General features: G+C 67.5%; 19 protein-coding genes. 17 read left to right on the plus strand and 2 right to left on the minus strand.

Annotated features, from left to right (window positions below; translation table 11 throughout):
* The first annotated feature begins 126 nt into the window (after positions 1 to 126).
* The 12 genes from HALNA_RS03145 (at position 127) to HALNA_RS03200 (ending at position 11365) form a co-directional block, all read left to right on the plus strand.
* Entirely contained in the window at positions 127 to 387 is a 261-nt protein-coding gene (locus HALNA_RS03145) for an ATP synthase subunit K (RefSeq protein ID WP_049934937.1), read from the plus strand.
* 19 nt (positions 388 to 406) lie between these two features.
* The gene (locus HALNA_RS03150; protein ID WP_049934938.1) at positions 407 to 988 is read left to right on the plus strand and encodes a V-type ATP synthase subunit E; all 582 of its coding nucleotides are present in this window, start codon (positions 407 to 409) and stop codon (positions 986 to 988) included.
* Entirely contained in the window at positions 985 to 2034 is a 1050-nt protein-coding gene (locus HALNA_RS03155) for a V-type ATP synthase subunit C (RefSeq protein ID WP_049934939.1), read from the plus strand. The genes HALNA_RS03150 and HALNA_RS03155 overlap by 4 nt, the downstream gene beginning before the upstream one ends.
* Complete coding sequence (locus HALNA_RS03160; protein ID WP_049934940.1) at positions 2031 to 2354, plus strand: V-type ATP synthase subunit F; 324 nt, start codon at positions 2031 to 2033, stop codon at positions 2352 to 2354. The genes HALNA_RS03155 and HALNA_RS03160 overlap by 4 nt, the downstream gene beginning before the upstream one ends.
* A gap of 1 nt (position 2355) precedes the next feature.
* On the plus strand, positions 2356 to 4125 hold the full coding sequence (locus tag HALNA_RS03165; RefSeq protein ID WP_049934941.1) for an ATP synthase subunit A: 1770 nt from the start codon (positions 2356 to 2358) through the stop codon (positions 4123 to 4125).
* 1 nt (position 4126) lies between these two features.
* On the plus strand, positions 4127 to 5536 hold the full coding sequence (locus tag HALNA_RS03170; protein ID WP_049934942.1) for an ATP synthase subunit B: 1410 nt from the start codon (positions 4127 to 4129) through the stop codon (positions 5534 to 5536).
* A gap of 97 nt (positions 5537 to 5633) precedes the next feature.
* Entirely contained in the window at positions 5634 to 7304 is a 1671-nt protein-coding gene (locus tag HALNA_RS03175) for a bacterio-opsin activator domain-containing protein (protein WP_049934943.1), read from the plus strand.
* 56 nt (positions 7305 to 7360) lie between these two features.
* A complete protein-coding gene (locus tag HALNA_RS03180) occupies positions 7361 to 8110 on the plus strand; it encodes a bacteriorhodopsin (RefSeq protein WP_084509876.1) in 750 nt (249 codons plus the stop codon).
* A gap of 184 nt (positions 8111 to 8294) precedes the next feature.
* A complete protein-coding gene (locus HALNA_RS03185) occupies positions 8295 to 9092 on the plus strand; it encodes a lycopene cyclase domain-containing protein (RefSeq protein ID WP_084509877.1) in 798 nt (265 codons plus the stop codon).
* Positions 9093 to 10181, plus strand: coding sequence for a Brp/Blh family beta-carotene 15,15'-dioxygenase (locus tag HALNA_RS03190; protein ID WP_084509878.1), 1089 nt, complete (start codon positions 9093 to 9095; stop codon positions 10179 to 10181).
* 34 nt (positions 10182 to 10215) lie between these two features.
* On the plus strand, positions 10216 to 10899 hold the full coding sequence (locus HALNA_RS03195) for a V-type ATP synthase subunit D (RefSeq protein ID WP_049934945.1): 684 nt from the start codon (positions 10216 to 10218) through the stop codon (positions 10897 to 10899).
* A gap of 67 nt (positions 10900 to 10966) precedes the next feature.
* Positions 10967 to 11365 (plus strand): DUF6276 family protein, encoded by a 399-nt coding sequence (locus tag HALNA_RS03200; RefSeq protein ID WP_049934946.1) that lies wholly within the window; start codon positions 10967 to 10969, stop codon positions 11363 to 11365.
* On the opposite strand, the gene HALNA_RS03205 is transcribed toward HALNA_RS03200, so the two are convergent.
* The gene (locus tag HALNA_RS03205; RefSeq protein WP_049934947.1) at positions 11362 to 12579 is read right to left on the minus strand and encodes a glycosyltransferase family 87 protein; all 1218 of its coding nucleotides are present in this window, start codon (positions 12577 to 12579) and stop codon (positions 11362 to 11364) included. The two genes, HALNA_RS03200 and HALNA_RS03205, sit on opposite strands and share 4 nt — an antisense overlap.
* Positions 12580 to 12621: 42 nt before the next feature.
* On the minus strand, positions 12622 to 13866 hold the full coding sequence (gene prf1, locus HALNA_RS03210; protein WP_049934948.1) for a peptide chain release factor aRF-1: 1245 nt from the start codon (positions 13864 to 13866) through the stop codon (positions 12622 to 12624).
* A gap of 97 nt (positions 13867 to 13963) precedes the next feature.
* On the opposite strand from prf1, the gene HALNA_RS03215 reads away from it, so the two are divergent.
* The 5 genes from HALNA_RS03215 (at position 13964) to HALNA_RS03230 (ending at position 17834) form a co-directional block, all read left to right on the plus strand.
* Positions 13964 to 14773 (plus strand): nucleotide-binding protein, encoded by an 810-nt coding sequence (locus HALNA_RS03215; RefSeq protein ID WP_049934949.1) that lies wholly within the window; start codon positions 13964 to 13966, stop codon positions 14771 to 14773.
* Between the two features lie 39 nt (positions 14774 to 14812).
* Positions 14813 to 14941, plus strand: a complete 129-nt coding sequence (locus HALNA_RS21295) for a hypothetical protein (protein WP_281172094.1) — start codon at positions 14813 to 14815, stop codon at positions 14939 to 14941.
* A gap of 122 nt (positions 14942 to 15063) precedes the next feature.
* Positions 15064 to 15774 (plus strand): DUF120 domain-containing protein, encoded by a 711-nt coding sequence (locus tag HALNA_RS03220; protein ID WP_049934950.1) that lies wholly within the window; start codon positions 15064 to 15066, stop codon positions 15772 to 15774.
* Positions 15774 to 16442, plus strand: a complete 669-nt coding sequence (ribB, locus tag HALNA_RS03225) for a 3,4-dihydroxy-2-butanone-4-phosphate synthase (RefSeq protein ID WP_049934951.1) — start codon at positions 15774 to 15776, stop codon at positions 16440 to 16442. The genes HALNA_RS03220 and ribB overlap by 1 nt, the downstream gene beginning before the upstream one ends.
* A 444-nt stretch (positions 16443 to 16886) precedes the next feature.
* Complete coding sequence (locus HALNA_RS03230) at positions 16887 to 17834, plus strand: branched-chain amino acid transaminase (RefSeq protein ID WP_049934952.1); 948 nt, start codon at positions 16887 to 16889, stop codon at positions 17832 to 17834.
* The last annotated feature ends 162 nt before the right edge of the window (positions 17835 to 17996 follow it).

Genomic DNA, 17996 nt, shown 5'->3' on the forward strand with positions numbered 1-17996 from the left:
CAATAGAAGCGGGTTTCGCACCGGTATTCGGCAATTTTCGCGGATCGGTTTGGGAAGCTTTATGGCAATCGTAGAGGCAACTACGGGATGTTCGGAGACTAAACGGACTCCACACCACTACACACAATGTACGAACTCGCAACGCAGCTGGCATCCGTCGTACTGCAGGCAGAAGGGGCAGCGGCACCGGCCATTCCGCCCACCGCCGCCGCGGCACTGGCCGTCGGTCTGGCCGCGTTCGGCGCGGGATACGCCGAGCGTGGCATCGGCGCGGCCGCCGTCGGCGCCGTCGCCGAGGACCAGGACCTCTTCGTGCAGGGGCTGATTTTCACAGTCCTGCCGGAGACCCTCGTGATTCTCGCGCTGGTCGTCGTGTTCCTGGTCTGAACACCTCCTCTCGCTTATCATGAGTTTGGACACAGTTGCCGAGGACATTCGAGACGAGGCCCGCGCGCGTGCGGAGGAAATCCGCGAAGAAGGCGAAGCGCGCGCCGAGGAGATCATCGCCGACGCCGAGGCCGACGCGGAGTCGATCCGCGAGGACCGCGAGGCCGAGGTCGAGCGCGAGATTACACAGCGGCGTGAACAGGCGATCTCCAGCGCGAAACTCGAGGCCAAGCAGGCCCGACTGGAGGCTCGCCGCGACGCCCTGGCGGAGGTTCGCGAGGAAGTCGAGGCGGCCATCGAGGACATCGACGGCGAGCGCCGTCGCTCGCTGACCGAGACGCTCCTCGACGTGGCCGCCGAGGAGTTCGAGGACGAGGAGTCGGTTTCCGTCTACGGTCGCGCGGACGATCGAGAACTGCTCGAAGACCTGCTCGAGGCGTACGAGGGCTTCAGCGTCGCCGGGGAACACGACTGCCTCGGCGGCGTCGTCGTCGAGAGCGAGGAGTCGCGGGTCCGTGTGAACAACACCTTCGACTCCCTTCTCGAGACGGTCTGGGAGGACAACTTGAAGGAACTGAGTAACCGACTGTTCGAGCGATGAGCGCGAGCCCCGGCAGTTCGAACCCGGAGTACGTCACCGCCCGTGTGCGGTCACGCCGTGCGGCGCTCTTTAGCGACGACGACTACCGGAAGCTCGTCCGCATGGGGCCGGCCGAAATCGCCCGCTTCATGGAGGAGTCGGAGTACGAACGCGAGATCAACGCACTCGGCGCGCGCCACTCGGGGGTCGACCTCATCGAGTACGCGCTCAACCGGAACCTGGCGAAGCATTTCAACGACCTGCTGGCGTGGGCGGACGGCCGCCTCTACGACCTGATCGCCCGCTATCTCCGAAAGTTCGACGCGTGGAACGTCAAGACGGTCCTGCGCGGGATCTACTCCGACGCGGACCGCGACGACGTGGAGACGGACCTCATCCGCGCGGGCGAACTGGACGACCGTCTGCTCGACCGCCTGCTCGATGCGGGTACCATCGAGGAGGCCATCGACCTGCTCGACCGGACGACCTTCGGGGACCCGCTCCGTGAGGCGTTCGACGACTACGAGGACAGCGGTGTGCTCGTTCCGCTGGAGAACGCGGTCGACCGCGTGTTCTACGAACGACTCCTGTCGGGACTGGTCGTCAACGAGGCGACCGAGACGTACCGCGAGTTCCTGCAGGCGGAGATCGACTTCCGAAACGCCCGGAACGCGCTTCGCCTGGCCCGAAGCGGGGCCGACATCGACCCAGGGGAGTACTTCATCGAGGGCGGTCGGCTCTTTTCGGCGAGCGAGATGAACGCGCTGGCGTCGAGTGTGGACGAACTCGTCGCGGCGATCCGCGAGAGCACGTACGGTGACGCCCTCGACGACGCGCTGGCGGAGTTCGAACGGGCAGACAGCCTCATCTCGTTCGAACGGGCACTCGACGCGGCACTGCTCGAATACTCGGACCGACTCGGCTTCGTCCACCCGCTGTCGGTGGCGCCGGTCATCTCCTACATCCTCGCCAAGGAGCGCGAGGTGGACAACATCCGCGCCATCGCCCGCGGTCGCGAGGCCGGTCTGTCCGAGGAGGAGATCGAGGAGGAACTGGTGATCCTATGAGCCAGGAGATAGCCGTCATCGGCAGCCCGGATTTCACGACGGGCTTCCGACTCGCGGGCGTACGGAAGTTCGAGAACGTACCGGACGAGGAGAAAGAGGAGGCGCTCGACGACGCCGTCATGCGGACGCTCGACGACGACGACGTCGGCATCGTCGTGATGCACGACGATGACATGGCGTATCTCTCCCGGTCGGCCCGGGAGGCCGTCGAGGGTAGCATCGAACCGGTGCTGGTCACCCTCGGTGGCGGCGCCGGCAGCGGCGGCCTGCGCGAGCAGATCAAGCGAGCCATCGGTATCGATCTGATGGAGGAAGACTAATATGAGTCAGGCAGACACGACCGTCCGAGAGGACGGCATCATCGACAGCGTGAGTGGTCCGGTCGTGACCGCCGTCGATCTCGACGCCCGAATGAACGACGTCGTCTACGTGGGCGACGAAGGGCTGATGGGCGAAGTCATCGAGATCGAAGGCGATATCACGACCATTCAGGTGTACGAAGAGACCTCGGGCGTCGGTCCGGGCGAACCCGTCGAGAACACGGGCGACCCGCTGACCGTCGACCTCGGGCCGGGGCTGCTGGACACCATCTACGACGGCGTCCAGCGCCCTCTCGACGTGCTCGAGAGCAAGATGAACAGCCCGTATCTCGACCGCGGGGTCGACGCGCCCGGCATCGACCTCGAAAAAGAGTGGGAGTTCACTCCCGAGGTCGAGGAGGGCAACGAGGTCGGCCGCGGCGACATCATCGGCACCGTCCCCGAGACGGTGACCATCGAGCACAAGGTGCTCGTCCCGCCGGACGCCCTCGAGGAGGGCGAGACGGCGGAAGTCGTCTCGATCGAATCGGGCGAGTTCAACGTCGACGAGACGGTGGCCGAACTCGACAACGGCGAGGAGATCCGGATGCGCCAGGAGTGGCCGGTACGCGAGGCGCGCCCCGCCGGCGATAAGCAGACGCCGACGGAGCCGCTCCTGACCGGCCAGCGGGTGCAGGACGGCCTGTTCCCCATCGCCAAGGGCGGTACGGCGGCGATTCCGGGGCCCTTCGGCTCCGGGAAGACCGTCACCCAACAGCAGTTGGCGAAATGGTCCGACGCGGACATCGTCGTCTACATCGGCTGTGGCGAGCGCGGTAACGAGATGACCGAGGTCATCGAGGACTTCCCGGAACTGCCCGACCCGCAGACCGGGAACCCGCTGATGGCCCGGACGACGCTCATCGCCAACACGTCGAACATGCCCGTCGCGGCACGCGAATCCTGCGTGTATACGGGCATCACCATCGCGGAGTACTACCGCGACATGGGCTACGACGTGGCGCTGATGGCCGACTCCACCTCGCGGTGGGCGGAGGCCATGCGCGAGATCAGTTCGCGTCTGGAGGAGATGCCGGGCGAGGAGGGCTATCCCGCCTACCTCGCCGCGCGGCTCTCCCAGTTCTACGAGCGCGCGGGCTACTTCGCTAACATCAACGGCACGGAGGGCTCCATCTCGGTCGTCGGCGCCGTCTCGCCGCCGGGTGGCGACTTCTCCGAGCCGGTCACGCAGAACACGCTCCGCATCGTGAAATGCTTCTGGGCGCTCGACGCCGACCTGGCCGAACGCCGACACTTCCCCTCGATCAACTGGAACGAGTCGTACTCCCTCTACCGGGACCAGCTCGACCCGTGGTTCGAGGAGAACGTCGCGGAGGACTACGCCGAGGTCCGCCAGTGGGCGATCGACACGCTCGACGAGGAGGGCGAACTGCAGGAGATCGTCCAGCTCGTCGGCAAGGACGCGCTGCCGGAGGATCAACAGCTCACCCTCGAGATCGCGCGGTACATCCGCGAGGCGTGGCTCCAGCAGAACGCGTTCCACGACGTCGACACCTACTGCGAACCCGACAAGACGTATCTCATCCTCACGACGATCAAGACGTTCAACGACGAAGCCTTCGACGCGCTCGAAGCGGGCGTCCCCGTCGAGGAGATCACGGCCGTCGAGGCCCTGCCGCGCATCAACCGCATCGGCGTGCAGGAGGAGTACGAGGCGTACATGGACGAGCTGAAAGACGACATCACCGAGCAGATTCGGGAGCTGTACTGAGATGAAAGAGTACAAAACGATCACCGAGATCAGCGGTCCGCTGGTGTTCGCCGAGGTCGACAAACCCATCGGCTACGACGAGATGGTGGAAATCGAGACGGCCGACGGCGAGATTCGCCGGGGGCAGGTGCTCGAATCCGAGGACGGCCTCGTCGCCATCCAGGTGTTCGAAGGCACCTCGGGAATCGACAAGAACGCGTTCGTCCGCTTCCAGGGCGAGACGCTGAAGATGAAGCTGACCGAGGACCTCCTCGGTCGCGTCCTCTCCGGGTCGGGCGAACCCATCGACGACGGGCCGGCGATCGAACCCGAGAAGCGCGAGGACATCGTCGGCGCGGCGATCAACCCGTACTCCCGCGAGTATCCCGAGGAGTTCATCCAGACCGGCGTCTCCGCCATCGACGGCATGAACACCCTCGTTCGCGGGCAGAAGCTCCCCATCTTCTCCGGATCGGGCCTGCCGCACAACGAACTCGCGCTCCAGATTGCGCGACAGGCGAGTGTCCCCGAGGAAGAGGAGGGCGGTGAGGGCTCCGAGTTCGCCGTCATCTTCGGCGCGATGGGAATCACGGCCGAGGAGGCCAACGAGTTCATGGACGACTTCGAGCGCACCGGCGCGCTAGAGCGGTCGGTCGTCTTCATGAACCTCGCGGACGACCCCGCCGTCGAGCGGACGGTCACGCCGCGGATGGCCCTGACGACCGCCGAATATCTCGCCTTCGAGAAGGATTACCACGTGCTGGTGATCCTGACGGACATGACGAACTACTGCGAGGCGCTGCGTGAGATCGGTGCCGCCCGCGAGGAGGTGCCGGGTCGTCGTGGCTACCCCGGCTACATGTACACCGACCTGGCCCAGCTCTACGAGCGCGCCGGTCGGATTCAGGGTCGTGACGGGTCGGTCACGCAGATTCCGATCCTCACCATGCCCGGCGACGACGACACGCACCCGATTCCGGACCTGACGGGTTACATCACGGAAGGACAGATCTACGTCGACCGCGACCTCAACAGTCAGGGCGTCCAGCCCCCGGTCAACGTGCTTCCCTCCCTCTCCCGTCTGATGGACGACGGGATCGGCGAAGGCCTCACCCGCGAGGACCACGCCGACGTCTCCGACCAGATGTACGCCGCGTACGCGGAGGGTGAGGACCTGCGCGACCTGGTGAACATCGTCGGCCGCGAGGCCCTGTCGGACCGCGACAACAAGTACCTGGACTTCGCCGACGAGTTCGAACGCGAGTTCGTCGACCAGGGCTTCGACACGAATCGCGACATCGACGAGACCCTCGACATCGGCTGGGACCTCCTCTCGAACCTCCCGAAAGAGGAGCTCAACCGGATCGACGAGGAGCTCATCGCGGAGCACTACCGCGAGGACGCGGTCGAAGAAGAGGCGACGGCCGACTAGCTCGGCGCCGGTTTCGGCCACCTCCTTTTTGCGACTGATCTCGCCGTTCGGGCGGACGCGCCCAAACTCATTTGTGGCTTCGCTCCCGCTTACGGTCATGACGGAAGGCCTCTCCCCCGACACCGATCCGGGCGTCGCGTCGGGGGCGGAATCGGCCGAGTCGACCGCGACGGCGGCGAGCACCGACGCCGTCGACGAGGCGCTGAAAACGCGGACGATGGACGAGGCGCCGGTGGGCATCACCATCGCCGACGCGACGATGCCGGATATGCCGCTGGTGTACGCCAACGCCGCCTTCGAACGGATCACGGGGTATCCGCCGGCGTACGCGGTTGGGCGTAACTGCCGGTTTCTACAGGGCGAGGCGACCCGGGAGGAACCGGTGGCGAAGATGCGCGAAGCCATCGAGAACGAGGCGGCGACGACGGTCGAACTCCGCAACTACCGGCGGAACGGCGACCTGTTCTGGAACGAGGTGACCATCGCGCCGCTCCGCGACGACGAGGGGCGTCTCACCCACTACGTCGGGTTCCAGCAGGAGGTGACCCGCCGCAAGCGAGCGGAGCAAGCGGCGGCCCGCCGGTCGGCCCGGGTCGAACAGGAGCGGGCGGCCCAGGAACTGCTGTTGGAGCGACTCGACGGCGTCGTCGCCGAGGTGTCGAGCGCGGTGGCGGAGGCCCGGTCGCGGTCGGATCTCGAACGGAGCGTCGTCGACGGGTTGGCGGCGACGTACGCCGGCGCGTGGATCGGGTCGTACGAACCCGCAGCCGAGGCGGTGATTCGGCGGGCCGCCGCGGGGTGGCCCGGCGACCACGGGGAGGGGACGGCCGACGGGTCGATCCCCGTCGACGGCGACCACGACGACATCCTCGAAACGGCCGTCGCCCGGGCCATCACCGACCGTCGGGTGACGATCCGGGCGTGTGACGACGGGACCTTGCCACCGACGGCCGTCGCCGCGGTGCCGCTTCACTACGGCGACGCGCTCTACGGCGTCGTCGGGGTGTACACCGAGAACAACAGCGAGTTCGATGAACACGAACGCGCCGTCCTGACGGCGTTGGGACGGACGGTCGCGACGGGGCTCAACACCCTCGAGAGCCAGCGGACGCTTCGTGGCGAGGAGACCATCGAACTGCAGTTCACCGTCATGCGACACCCGCTGGTCGATCTGTCCGGCGCGCTCGACTGTCGGCTGTCGTACCGGGGAAGCGTCGCCGACCGCGACCGGCCGACGAGCCTGTTCGAACTGTCGGACGCGACGGGCGAGGCGGTTCGGGCCGCGAGCGACGGGACGCCCGTCGAGATTCACGCCGTGCTCTTCGAGGGCGAGGCGGGCTGTCTCGTCGAACTGTCGGTCACGGACGACGACTTTCGATCCCTGCTCGCGGACTACGGCGCCGAACTCCGGGACGTGCGCGTCGAGGGCGGCGTTGCACGGTTCACCGTCGAGGTGGCCCGGGAGTCGCTGGCGCGGTCGATGACCGACGCCGTGATGGAGCGGTACGAGGGTGGGGATCTGGTCAGCTACCGACACGGCGACAGCCGCGTCGAGACCCGACAGGAGTTCGTCGCCCGCCTGCGCGAGGAGTTGACCGACCGCCAGCATGCGGCGCTGGTGCGGGCGTACACCGGCGGCTTCTTCGAGTGGCCCCACGAGGCGACGGGCGACGACCTCGCCGAGGCGATGGGGGTCTGTCGGTCGACGTTCCACGAGCACCTGCGAGCGGCCCAGCGGAAGCTCATCGGCGCTATTCTGGACCGCTAGCCAAACTAGTTGGGGACGGCGCTTAGGCCGATCGCCCGTCAAATATTGCCTGCATTATGCCACAACCTGGTAGCGAAGGAATTTGGCTGTGGATCGGCACGCTCGGCATGTTCCTGGGGATGTTGTACTTCATCGCTAGGGGCTGGGGCGAAACTGACGAACGGCGACAGGAGTTCTACATCGTCACCATATTCATCACCGCCATCGCGTTCGTGAACTATCTCGCGATGGCGCTTGGATTCGGGTTGACGATGGTGACGGTCGGTGGCGAGGAGCTACCGATCTACTGGGCCCGGTACACGGACTGGTTTTTCACCACGCCGTTGCTGTTGATCGACCTCGGCTTGCTGGCCGGGGCGACCCGGAACGAGCTGTCGTCGCTCGTCGGCCTGGATATGCTGATGATCGGGACGGGCGTCGTGGCGACGCTCTCGGCCGGTCCCGGCGTGCTCACCGAGGGCGCGCGGCGACTGGTCTGGTGGGGCGTCTCGACCGGCTTCCTGCTCGTCCTGCTGTACATGCTGTACGGCTCGCTCGACGAAAAGGCAAGCCGACTCTCGGGTGACGCGGCGTCGACGTTCAGCACCTTGCGGACGCTGATCGTCGTCGTCTGGCTCGTCTACCCGGTGTGGTGGATCGTCGGCACCGAGGGCCTCGGGGTCATCTCGCTGTACATCGAGACGGCCGGGTTCATGGTGCTCGACCTGGTGGCGAAGGTCGGCTTCGGTATCATCCTGCTGTCGAGCCGCGAAGTGCTCGACGCCGCCGGCACGACGTCGCCGACGGCCGAACCGGCCGACGACTGATCGGGAGTATCGGGAGTCTTCAGAGGTCCCCGCCGCCGCGGTGGCGGCACTCGGCGCGCCGCGCTCGACGCCGGCGGCCGGACGGGATCACCAGCCGGGATTCCCGTTCGCGATAACGGGTCCCGGTGGATTTTAGTAACGGACGACGAACCTGCGCTCGACCCCGCGACGACAACAGATACCGATGACCGGACCAACGTACCTGCAGTTCCACCTCGCCTTCCTGCTCCCGGCCGCGATGCTCATGATCGCCACGGCGTTCGTGAGTCGGTCGCGGATGAGCGCCGCCGTCCGCCCCCTCGGCGTCGGGCGGACGTACTGGACGGGCGTCGCCGTCATCACCGCCGTCGCGCTGGCGTACACGATACCCTGGGACAACTACCTCATCGCCCGAGGTGTCTGGTGGTACGGCGACGGGAGCACGCTCGCCAACCTCGGCCACGCGCCGATCGGGGAGTACCTCTTCATCCTCGTCCAGCCCTGGCTGACGGCGCTCTGGCTCTCCCATCTCTCGCTCCCGAGCGAGTGGCCGACGGTCGCCCACCCGATCCGGTCGCGGGTGGCCGCGACGGCGCTCGCCGTCGGCCTCGGCGTCGCCGGCTGGCTCATGCTCGGTACCGACGCCACGTTCTATCTCGGGGCGATCACCGCGTGGGCGGCGCCGGTGCTCGCGCTCCAGTGGGCCGTGGGGGCGCCACAGCTCTGGGCACGGCGGCGACTCGTCGCGCTCGGGACGCTCGTCCCCACGACGTACCTCTGTGTCGCCGACCGGATCGCCATCGAGTACGGCATCTGGATCCTCTCGGAGCAGTACACGACGGGGCTCACCGTCGCTGGCCTCCCCGTCGAGGAGGCGACGTTTTTCCTCGTGACGAACCTCTTTGTCGTGCAGGGACTCGTCCTCTACCGATGGGTGCTCGACCGGTGGACGGTCGACGAACCGGACGTGGTGCCGAAGGGCGCCGATCCGGACACGGCGTAGATGGGTCGAACCGCCCGCGGGACGGCGACGAGCGGCCGCGACGCCGCCCCCGTCGTCGGGGCCGACCCCGAACTGGCGACGCTCGTGCGCGCCGTCGGCTGTCGCCCCGCGTGGCTCACCGTCGCCGCCGTCGGGCTGGGATCGGTCGTCGTGACGGTGACCGGTCTCGCTCCCGACCTCCCGCTGTGGGTTCGGTATCTGCCCTTGGCGGCGAGTCTCCTCCTGTTCGGTCTCCCGCACGGTGCCGTGGACCACCTCGCGCCGACCCGCGCCGCTGGCCGGCCGACCACGCTTCGATCGATGGCGGTCGTCGGCCTCGTCTACCTCACACTCGGTGGCGCGTACGCGGCGCTGTGGGTCGTCGCGCCCGTCGCGTCGGCGGCGTTGTTCGTCGCGCTGACCTGGCTTCACTGGGGGCAAGGTGATCTGTACGCGCTCGACGCGCTGGGGAGTTCACATCTCGATAGCGCGGGCGTGCGCGCGAGCACGGTACTGGTCCGGGGTGGGCTGCCGATGCTCGTCCCGCTCCTGCGGTATCCCGAGCGATACCGGGCCGTCGTCGACGCGTGGGTGGCGCTGTTCGGGCGGGACCTGACCGCGGCATGGCTCGTCGCCCCCGATACCCGTCTGGCGCTGTGTGCGGGTTTTGCGGCGCTGACGGTCGGCACGCTCGCCGCGGGCTACCGCGCCGGCGACGCGGGCTGGCGACTCGACGCCGCCGAGACGCTTCTGCTCTGGGCGTACTTCCTCGTCGTTCCGCCGCTCGTCGCCGTCGGCGTCTACTTTTGTGTCTGGCATTCGCTCCGGCACGTCGGACGGCTGATGGGCGTCGACGGCGGCGCCCGGGCGGCGTTCCGGGACCGGGGGACGCTCGCGGCGCTGCTCCGAACGGGCGCGGACGCGACGCCGCTGACCGCCGTTTCGGTCCTCGTGATCGGGGGCGTCGCCGTCGTCGCCGGCGTCGACACCGCGCCGCGGGTGCTGGCGGCGCTGTATCTCGTCTTCATCGCCGTGTTGACCCTGCCCCACGTCGCGATCGTGACGTGGATGGACCGAGTCGAGGGGGCGGGGCTGGGACGGAAACAGTAAAAGGATAAGAGGCTCGGTCCACAACCCTCCGGCAATGGCCGAGGACGTCAAACCGACCCGCAAGAACCTCATGGCGATCGAGGATCGGATCGAACTCTCCGAGCGGGGGCACGACACGCTGGAACAGAAACGCGACGGCCTCATCATGGAGTTCATGGACATCCTGGATCAGGCCCAGGACATCCGTGCGGACCTCGACGACAACTACCGGACGGCTCAGCGCAAGATCAACATGGCGCGGGCGATGGAGGGCGACGTGGCCGTCCGCGGCGCCGCCGCCGCGCTCAAGGAGCATCCGGAGATCACCACCCAGTCGAAAAACATCATGGGTGTGGTCGTCCCGCAGATCGAGTCCTCCCGGGTCCGGAAGAGCCTCGATCAGCGCGGCTACGGCCTGCTCGGCTCCTCCGGCCGGATCGACGAGGCCGCCGACGCCTACGAGGAACTTCTCGAATCGATCATCCTCGCCGCCGAGGTGGAGACGGCGATGAAGAAGATGCTGACCGAGATCGAGACGACCAAGCGCCGCGTCAACGCCCTCGAGTTCAAGCTCCTCCCCGACCTCAACGAGAACAAGGAGTACATCGAGCAGAAACTGGAGGAACAGGAGCGCGAGGAGATCTTCCGACTGAAGAAGATCAAGGCGAAAAAGGAAGAAGAGGAGAAGGCGGAAGCCGAAGCCGAGCGCGAAGCGGAAGTCGCCACCGCCGACGACTAGTGGTCGCCGTGAACCACGACGGACGTCCGTCGGCTCGTGACCCCGGCCGTTCGTGGGGAGTCGTCCGATGACCTGTCCGGTCTGTGGCGGGCCGACGGTCGCCTTCGCCGTCCCGACCGACCTTCGCGACCACGCCCCCGAAGGGCGCGCGTACGCGACGCTCTGTTCTCACTGTCTTCGCACGCATCCCGCCGGCGGGGGGCCCGCGGACCCGACGTTCGACGCCGTTCACGAGTCGTTTCCGAGCGGCGAGGCGGGCGCGGCACTGGCGCTCGCGCTCGGCCTTCTCGACTCGCTCGCGCTCCGCCGTGACGACATCGACGACTGCTGTTCGTACGCCGAACGGGCGGGCGCGGACGTGTTGTTGACCCTCGATCGGTTGGCGGCGCCCGCCGAGGCCGACGATCTCGACCCGCACGCCGACATCGAGCGCCGCAGACACCAGTTGGCGGAGATGCTCCGCTAGTCGTCGCGGCGGCCGACCGAAACGGCGTCGCGCACGGACCGCTCGCGACCGGCGGCGACGCGGACGCCCGCGAGGCCGACGAGCAGGAGGTTGCCGTAGAGGCCGGGCTGCAGGAGGACGCCCGGCACCCACTCGGGGGCGACCATCCCGATCCAGCGGAGGCCGTACGAGTGGACCTGCAAGAAGAGGAGGCCGACCACTGGCAGCGCCGGCCGGCCGGCCGGGCGGTCGAGTTCGGCGGCGACGAGGAGGACGACGGTAGGGACGGCGGCGGCGAAGTAGTAGGCGTAGGTGAGCGGCGCGAGCAGGGGGACGGCCGCGAAGCCGAGGGCGATCACCTCGCGGACGGCGCCGTCGGCCCGGAGGACGCCGACGACGATGGCGAGGCTGGCGGCGAGTCGGATGACGAGCGAGTGGGGCACGTCGTAGAACGGCCGGTAGTACGGCGGGAGCCAGATTCTCGGCGAGCGGGCGGCGCTCCCCTCGTCGATCCCCCACGCGAGCACGTCGAGGAAGGTACGGTGGGCGTCGACGCCGAACAGAAGGAGGGAACAGAGGAGGAGTGCAACGCCGCCGGCGACGGCGCCGACGAAGCGGTCCCGATCCTCGAGCAGGTGGGCGCCCGCGGGGGCGTACGGGAGTTTGACGACGCCACAGCAGGCGGTGAGCGCTCCGCTCAGATATCCACGACCGCGGAGCGACGCCGACGCGGCGAACGTGAGGAGGGCGCCCAGCGCGGCCGCGGTCTGGCCGAGTTTCACCGAGAGGAGAACGGGGTGAAAGCCGACGACGAGCGGGAGGGCAGCGAGCCGTTCGAGCGGGTGGAGGGTGGCGCCGAGGGCGGTCGCGAGACGCTGGACCGCGAGCCAGAGGAGCCCGAGGGTGACGGCCGTCCACAGGAGGACCGCGGGACGGAAGGGGAGCGTGAGGAGAAACGGGGCGAACGCGAGCAGGGCAACGGGCGGGTAGAGGTAGCTGCCGTGGTAGCCGCCGTCGTCGTTCGGGACGTAGAGCGACTCGCCCGCGGCCCACCGGTCGACGGCAGCGGAGTAGGCGCCGAAGTCCCAGAAGCCAAAGCGGGGGGCGATGTCGGCGGCGCGAAGGTACCAGTCGACGGCGGGGTAGGTGGCGAGGACGAGGCTGGCGAGGAGGGCAACGGCGACGAAGCCGGGACGTTCGTCGCGGGCGGCGAGGAGCCGGCGGATGAGGGCCATAGCGACGTTGACTCCACGACGACGCCCGAAAAAACTATCAGATCAGATTCCGGTCGAGTAGCGCAGGATGCCCGCGACGCCGCCGAAGGCGTCGTAGAGCTGTTCGCCTTTCTCGAAGTCGGTGCTGATGAATTTCGTCTCGGTGCCGCGCTGTTCGGCGATGGTGATGAGGTGTTCGATCACGTCCTCCCGTTCCTGCATCTCGGCTTCGCCCCCGTCCGAACACTGGTGGTCGGGCGTGGCGTGTCGGCGGTCGATTACCTCGAACTCCTCCCCTCCGTCGCAGTCGTAGATCACCACGTCCTTGCGGAGGTCCTCGCTGATGAGCAGGCGGTCGACGGAACCCATGACGAGGTTCCGGCGGGTCTGCTCGAAGCCGTAGGTGGCGAGGTCCCCGGTGTGGAGGTTCTCGAAGAACTCCTCCATCTGCACCTTGTCCTTCATGACCTCTTGGTCCGCGAGCACGTCCTGGGCGGCGTCGACCAGGTCGTAGAGGCCGGATTCGTCGGTGTAGGACACGTCGAACTTGCCGACGACGAGGTCCCTCAGTTCGTGGTGGAGATAGTCACCGTCGAGGAATTCGTCTTTGGTCGGCGAGGGACCACCGACGAGGATGCCGTCCAGATCGTGGCGTTCGGGGACGAACAGGTCGTTTGCCATCTCCGCGACCTCCTGATAGAAGTTGTCGATGGCTTCCAGGCGCAGACGGGCGAACCGCTGGGCGGACTGGCCCCCTTTCCGCTGCTTGCCGGGGACGAGCGACGACGCGGATTTGACGGGTTCGACGCGTTTGCCCTTGAGCCAGCCGACGTTTGCCTCGCGGCGGTCGAGAACGATCAGACCGAACAGCCCCTTATCGGACAGCATCTCCTCCAGTGGCTCGGTGAGGAAGTCGGAGTCACAGTGGTAGCGAAAGGACTGGATGGGGTCGGGCGGGCTCTCAAGCACTTTCGTCACCATGTCGGTTTGTCCGCCGCCGGCGTCGACGGCGCCGCTGAAGACGACGATGCCGTTGTCGGGCGGGTAGGTGTCGTAGTAGCGGAGGCGGTCCTTGATGCTCGTCAGCGCGTCCTGGACGTTCGTCCGGGTCTGCTTGGACTTGATGTTGCTCGCTTCCGAGTGTTCTTGGGTGACGTGGGCGACGACGTCCGAAACCTGCTTGTCCGGCGGGATGTAGATAGTGACGAGTTGGGTGCCGGAGCCCTCGTACTCCTTCAGGTCCTCGATGACCTTCCGGAACTCGTATTTCCGACGGTCGTCGTCGGCGTCCTGCGTGTCGGTACTCATTGGTAGCTCTAGCGCCGGCAGCGCTGAAGTAACCTTTGACTGGCCACGGTTCGGGGAGCAGAGTTATATGCTCCCCGGCGGAGAGTTTTGACGATCCATGCGCGTGTACGCGGTCGCCAGCGGGAAAGGCGGCGTCGGCAAGACCACGACGGTGGCGAACCTCGGCGCCGTCCTCGCCGCGGGCGGACACGAGACGGTCGTCGTCGACGCCGACCTCGGGATGGGCAACCTCGCCGGGGCGCTCGGCGTCGACGCCGACGACGGCCCGACCGTCCACGACGTACTCGCGGGTCGGGTGACGGCCACCGACGCCTGTCGCGAGGGGCCGGTCGGCCTCGAAGTGTTGCCGGCGTCGGACGCCCTCGACGACTTCGGCGCGGCCAACCCGTCGAACCTGGCGGCGCTGCTCGACGGCCTCGACGCGGAGGTGGTCCTCGTCGACACCTCGGCGGGGCTGAGCCACGACAGCGTCGAACCGCTCCGGGTCGCCGACGAAGTGTTGCTCGTGTCGACGCCCGAACGCGGCGCCCTGAACGACACGGCGAAGACCCGCGACGTGACCGGACGCTTCGACACGCCGGTTGCGGGGGCAGTGGTGACACGGGTCACGCCGGATACCGATCCGGATACGGTCGCCGACCACCTCGGCGTCCCCGTCCGGGGGACCATCCCCGACGATCCGGCGGTGTCGGCCGCGGCCGACGCCGGTGACCCGCTCGTCGTCGCGGCCCCCGACGCCCCGGCGACGGACGCTTACCGACGGCTCGCGGCCGATCTGACGGGCGACGAGTCCCTGAAGCCGGCCGACGACGACGCGGATGCGGAGACGGAAGATGAGGGCGACGACGCGGTGGCCGACGACGGGAGCGAGCAGCGAACCGGATTCCTGCGCTGGCTCCTGCGGTGAACGGGAAGTTCTTTGGGGCCTCCCCGACGACGGGGAGTTATGGCCGAGTCGAACGCGGTTCCGCTCTGGTGGATACTGGTGTTTCTGGTGTTGGCACTCGGAATCGGAGCTCTCGCGGTGTCGGCGGTCGGCGGGTCGCTGATCGCCGGGGTCATCCTGCCGGCGTAAGCCCCCGCCGACGCGTTCGGAGACCAGCGTCGCCAGGGCGTTCTCGCCTCTCCCAAGTATAACGATTTTGTTATGCATACCGTATTCGGTATGCTTATAGGCGACGAGTCGTAACTTCGAACATGCCAGAGACCGCAGCGGCGTCGACGGTCGGTCCCGACGAACTCGCCGCCCTGAAGCGGGTGGCGCTCGCCGGCGGCCTCGACGACCGAACGAAGCTATCCTGTTCGAGCCTGGCCGAGCAACTGGACGCGTCGGCACAGACGGCGTCCCGGCGACTCCAGCGCCTCGACGACGCGGGGCTCCTCGACCGAGAGGTGTTGGCCGACGGCCAGCGAGTCACCGTCACCGACGCGGGCGTGGCGTGGCTTCGGCGCGAGTACGCCGACTACCGCCGGCTGTTCGAGGCCGACGCCAGCCTGTCGCTTACCGGCACGGTAACCAGCGGAATGGGCGAGGGAAAACATTACATCTCGCTGTCGGGCTACATGCGACAGTTCCGCGACCGCCTCGGCTACGAACCGTTCGCGGGGACGCTCAACGTCGAACTCACCGCCGAGAGCGTTCGCGCCCGTGCCGAACTCGAGGGGCTCGCGACCGAGGCGACGCCCATCGACGGCTGGGAGGACGGCGACCGGACGTTCGGCCCCGCGACGTGTTATGCGGCCCGCGTCGAGAGCGACGCCGGAACGTACGAGGGCGCACACGTCATCGTCCCCGAGCGAACCCACCACGACGCCACGCAACTCGAACTCATCGCGCCCGTGAAACTCCGGAACGAACTCGCCCTCGGCGACGGCGACGAACTCACCGTCCATCTGGGGGAGCGGTGATGCGGGGGGAATCCACCGGCGCCTTGGAGCGTGCGACCGCTGCCTTCCGGGCCGGCGACCCGGTGCTCGTCCACGACGCCGACGACCGCGAGGGCGAGACCGACATCCTCTATCCCGCCCACGCCGTGACGCCCGCCGCCGTTGCCCGGATGCGAAACGACGGTGGCGGCCTCATCTTCGTCGCGCTGACCGCCGCCGTCGCCGATCGGTTCGACCTCCCTTTCCTCCACGAGTCGGTCGACCACCCGGCGAACGACCACAGTGACCTCGGCTACGACGCCCATCCCTCCTTCTCACTGACGGTGAACCACCGCGACGGCTTCACGGGCGTCACCGACGACGACCGGGCGCTGACCATCCGCCGACTGGGCGAGGTGAGCGGCGACGAGACCTACGGCGTCGACGCCTTCGCCGGCGAGTTCCGAACGCCCGGCCACGTCCACATCCTCCGGGGGGCGCCCGGACTGCTCGACGACCGTCGCGGACACACCGAACTCGGCCTGGCCCTCGCCCACGCGGCCGGCGCCGCCCCCGCCGTCGCTGGCTGTGAGATGCTCGACGACGAGACGGGCGGCGCGCTCTCGACGGCCAGTGCGCAGGCGTACGCTCGCCGGCACGACCTGCCGTTCGTCGAAGGGGCGGCGCTGATCCGGGCGCTGACCGAGTAGCACGGCTCCGACCCCACGAGGGGTCCGCCTGAAAGTACTCTACTGGAGGCCGCCGAGGTCGTCTACTCCCGATACGACTCCACGTCGACCACCGCCCGCGTCTCCGAATGCGTGAGGTCGGCGTCGTTCGTGACGACTCTCATCCGTCGGTCCGCTCGACGGTCTTTCGTGCCCCCGCTCGTGTGTCTCGCGGGCCTCGGCGGCGGCGTCGGAGTCCGACAAGAACCCCATCCCATCCGTGAGATCACGTTCCCCGCCGAGGATGCGCTCCAGCGTGTCGTTGTGAACACGAAGACGGGCGCCGAGGGCCGACCGTTGTCCGGCACGGAAACTGTTAAGACTGGATTGGGCTAAAAAAGAAGCAACTCATGTCGCTCGATACGATGACTTCTACCGACGCGACTCGGACGGGAAGCGCACGCCTCGCTCTGGGGGGTGTGTGAGATGGGCTTCGACGAGATGCGGGAGGCCGGCGACGTCGACACCATCTGGCTCGACGGCGAGTTCGTCGACTGGGACGACGCGCAGATTCACGTCCTCACCCACGGCCTCCACTACGGGACGGGCATCTTCGAGGGCGTCCGCTGTTACGACACCGAGGAGGGCCCGGCCATCTTCCGGTGGGAAGAGCATCTGGATCGGTTCTACCAGTCCGGGAAACCCTACAATTTGGACATCCCCTTCGACCGCGAGGAGCTGACCGAGGCGACCAAGGAGCTCATCCGCCGCCAAGAGATCGAGTCGTGTTACATCCGTCCCATCGCCTACTACGGCTACGACATGCTCGGCCTGAACCCCGAGAGCTGCCCGGTGCAGGTCGCCATCGCCGTCTGGCCGTGGGGGGCGTATCTCGGCGAGGACGCACTGGAGGAGGGCGTCGAAGTCACCATCGCCTCGTGGCAAAAGTACGCCTCCTCGCAGATTCCGACCAACGCGAAGACGACGGGGCCGTACGTCAACAGCGTGCTGGCCAGTCTGGAGGCGAAACGGGAGGGGTACGTCGAGGCGCTGCTCCTGAACCAGGCGGGCAACGTCGCGGAGGGGCCGGGCGAGAACCTCTTTCTCGTCCGCGACGGCGAAATCTACACGCCGGGGCTCGCCGAGGGCATCCTCGACGGCATCACCCGCAACACCGTGATCACGCTCGCCGAAGAACTGGGCTACACCGTCCACGACGACGCGACGATCAGCCGGGGCGAACTCAACACGGCCGACGAACTGTTCTTCTCGGGCACGGCGGCCGAGGTGACCCCGATCCGCAAGGTCGACAACGTCGTCGTCGGCGAAGGGACGCGTGGTCCGGTCACGGCCGACATTCAGGGGGCCTTCTTCGATCTGGTCGAGCGCCGGACCGACGACCACGCCGAGTGGTTCGAGTACGTCGACGTCTGATAGTGTTTATTGTAACTGGTTACCGGTGAGTCGCCGACCAGTTCTGGCGACCCACCGGTACTGAGTTACAATGACCACTATGAGAGAGCCCCTTCGACGGCCTCGTGGATTCTCGCCGGACCGTCCCCGGAGGATGCATCGACCGGGACGATGTGCCCGCTG

The sequence above is a fragment of the Haloplanus natans DSM 17983 genome, assembly GCF_000427685.1.
GTDB classification, from domain to species: Archaea; Halobacteriota; Halobacteria; order Halobacteriales; family Haloferacaceae; genus Haloplanus; species Haloplanus natans.

What these genes read in the sequence shown, in the direction of transcription:
- HALNA_RS03145 (WP_049934937.1), top strand. Translation starts at nt 127, where the DNA reads ATGTACGAACTCGCAACGCAGCTGGCATCCGTCGTACTGCAGGCAGAA.
- HALNA_RS03165 (WP_049934941.1), top strand. Translation starts at nt 2,356, where the DNA reads ATGAGTCAGGCAGACACGACCGTCCGAGAGGACGGCATCATCGACAGC.
- HALNA_RS03190 (WP_084509878.1), top strand. Translation starts at nt 9,093, where the DNA reads ATGGGTCGAACCGCCCGCGGGACGGCGACGAGCGGCCGCGACGCCGCC.
- HALNA_RS03180 (WP_084509876.1), top strand. Translation starts at nt 7,361, where the DNA reads ATGCCACAACCTGGTAGCGAAGGAATTTGGCTGTGGATCGGCACGCTC.
- HALNA_RS03160 (WP_049934940.1), top strand. Translation starts at nt 2,031, where the DNA reads ATGAGCCAGGAGATAGCCGTCATCGGCAGCCCGGATTTCACGACGGGC.
- HALNA_RS03220 (WP_049934950.1), top strand. Translation starts at nt 15,064, where the DNA reads ATGCCAGAGACCGCAGCGGCGTCGACGGTCGGTCCCGACGAACTCGCC.
- HALNA_RS21295 (WP_281172094.1), top strand. Translation starts at nt 14,813, where the DNA reads ATGGCCGAGTCGAACGCGGTTCCGCTCTGGTGGATACTGGTGTTTCTG.
- HALNA_RS03150 (WP_049934938.1), top strand. Translation starts at nt 407, where the DNA reads ATGAGTTTGGACACAGTTGCCGAGGACATTCGAGACGAGGCCCGCGCG.
- prf1 (WP_049934948.1), bottom strand. Translation starts at nt 13,866, where the DNA reads ATGAGTACCGACACGCAGGACGCCGACGACGACCGTCGGAAATACGAG.
- HALNA_RS03205 (WP_049934947.1), bottom strand. Translation starts at nt 12,579, where the DNA reads ATGGCCCTCATCCGCCGGCTCCTCGCCGCCCGCGACGAACGTCCCGGC.
- HALNA_RS03195 (WP_049934945.1), top strand. Translation starts at nt 10,216, where the DNA reads ATGGCCGAGGACGTCAAACCGACCCGCAAGAACCTCATGGCGATCGAG.
- HALNA_RS03170 (WP_049934942.1), top strand. Translation starts at nt 4,127, where the DNA reads ATGAAAGAGTACAAAACGATCACCGAGATCAGCGGTCCGCTGGTGTTC.
- HALNA_RS03215 (WP_049934949.1), top strand. Translation starts at nt 13,964, where the DNA reads ATGCGCGTGTACGCGGTCGCCAGCGGGAAAGGCGGCGTCGGCAAGACC.
- HALNA_RS03185 (WP_084509877.1), top strand. Translation starts at nt 8,295, where the DNA reads ATGACCGGACCAACGTACCTGCAGTTCCACCTCGCCTTCCTGCTCCCG.
- HALNA_RS03200 (WP_049934946.1), top strand. Translation starts at nt 10,967, where the DNA reads ATGACCTGTCCGGTCTGTGGCGGGCCGACGGTCGCCTTCGCCGTCCCG.
- HALNA_RS03175 (WP_049934943.1), top strand. Translation starts at nt 5,634, where the DNA reads ATGACGGAAGGCCTCTCCCCCGACACCGATCCGGGCGTCGCGTCGGGG.
- HALNA_RS03230 (WP_049934952.1), top strand. Translation starts at nt 16,887, where the DNA reads ATGGGCTTCGACGAGATGCGGGAGGCCGGCGACGTCGACACCATCTGG.
- ribB (WP_049934951.1), top strand. Translation starts at nt 15,774, where the DNA reads ATGCGGGGGGAATCCACCGGCGCCTTGGAGCGTGCGACCGCTGCCTTC.
- HALNA_RS03155 (WP_049934939.1), top strand. Translation starts at nt 985, where the DNA reads ATGAGCGCGAGCCCCGGCAGTTCGAACCCGGAGTACGTCACCGCCCGT.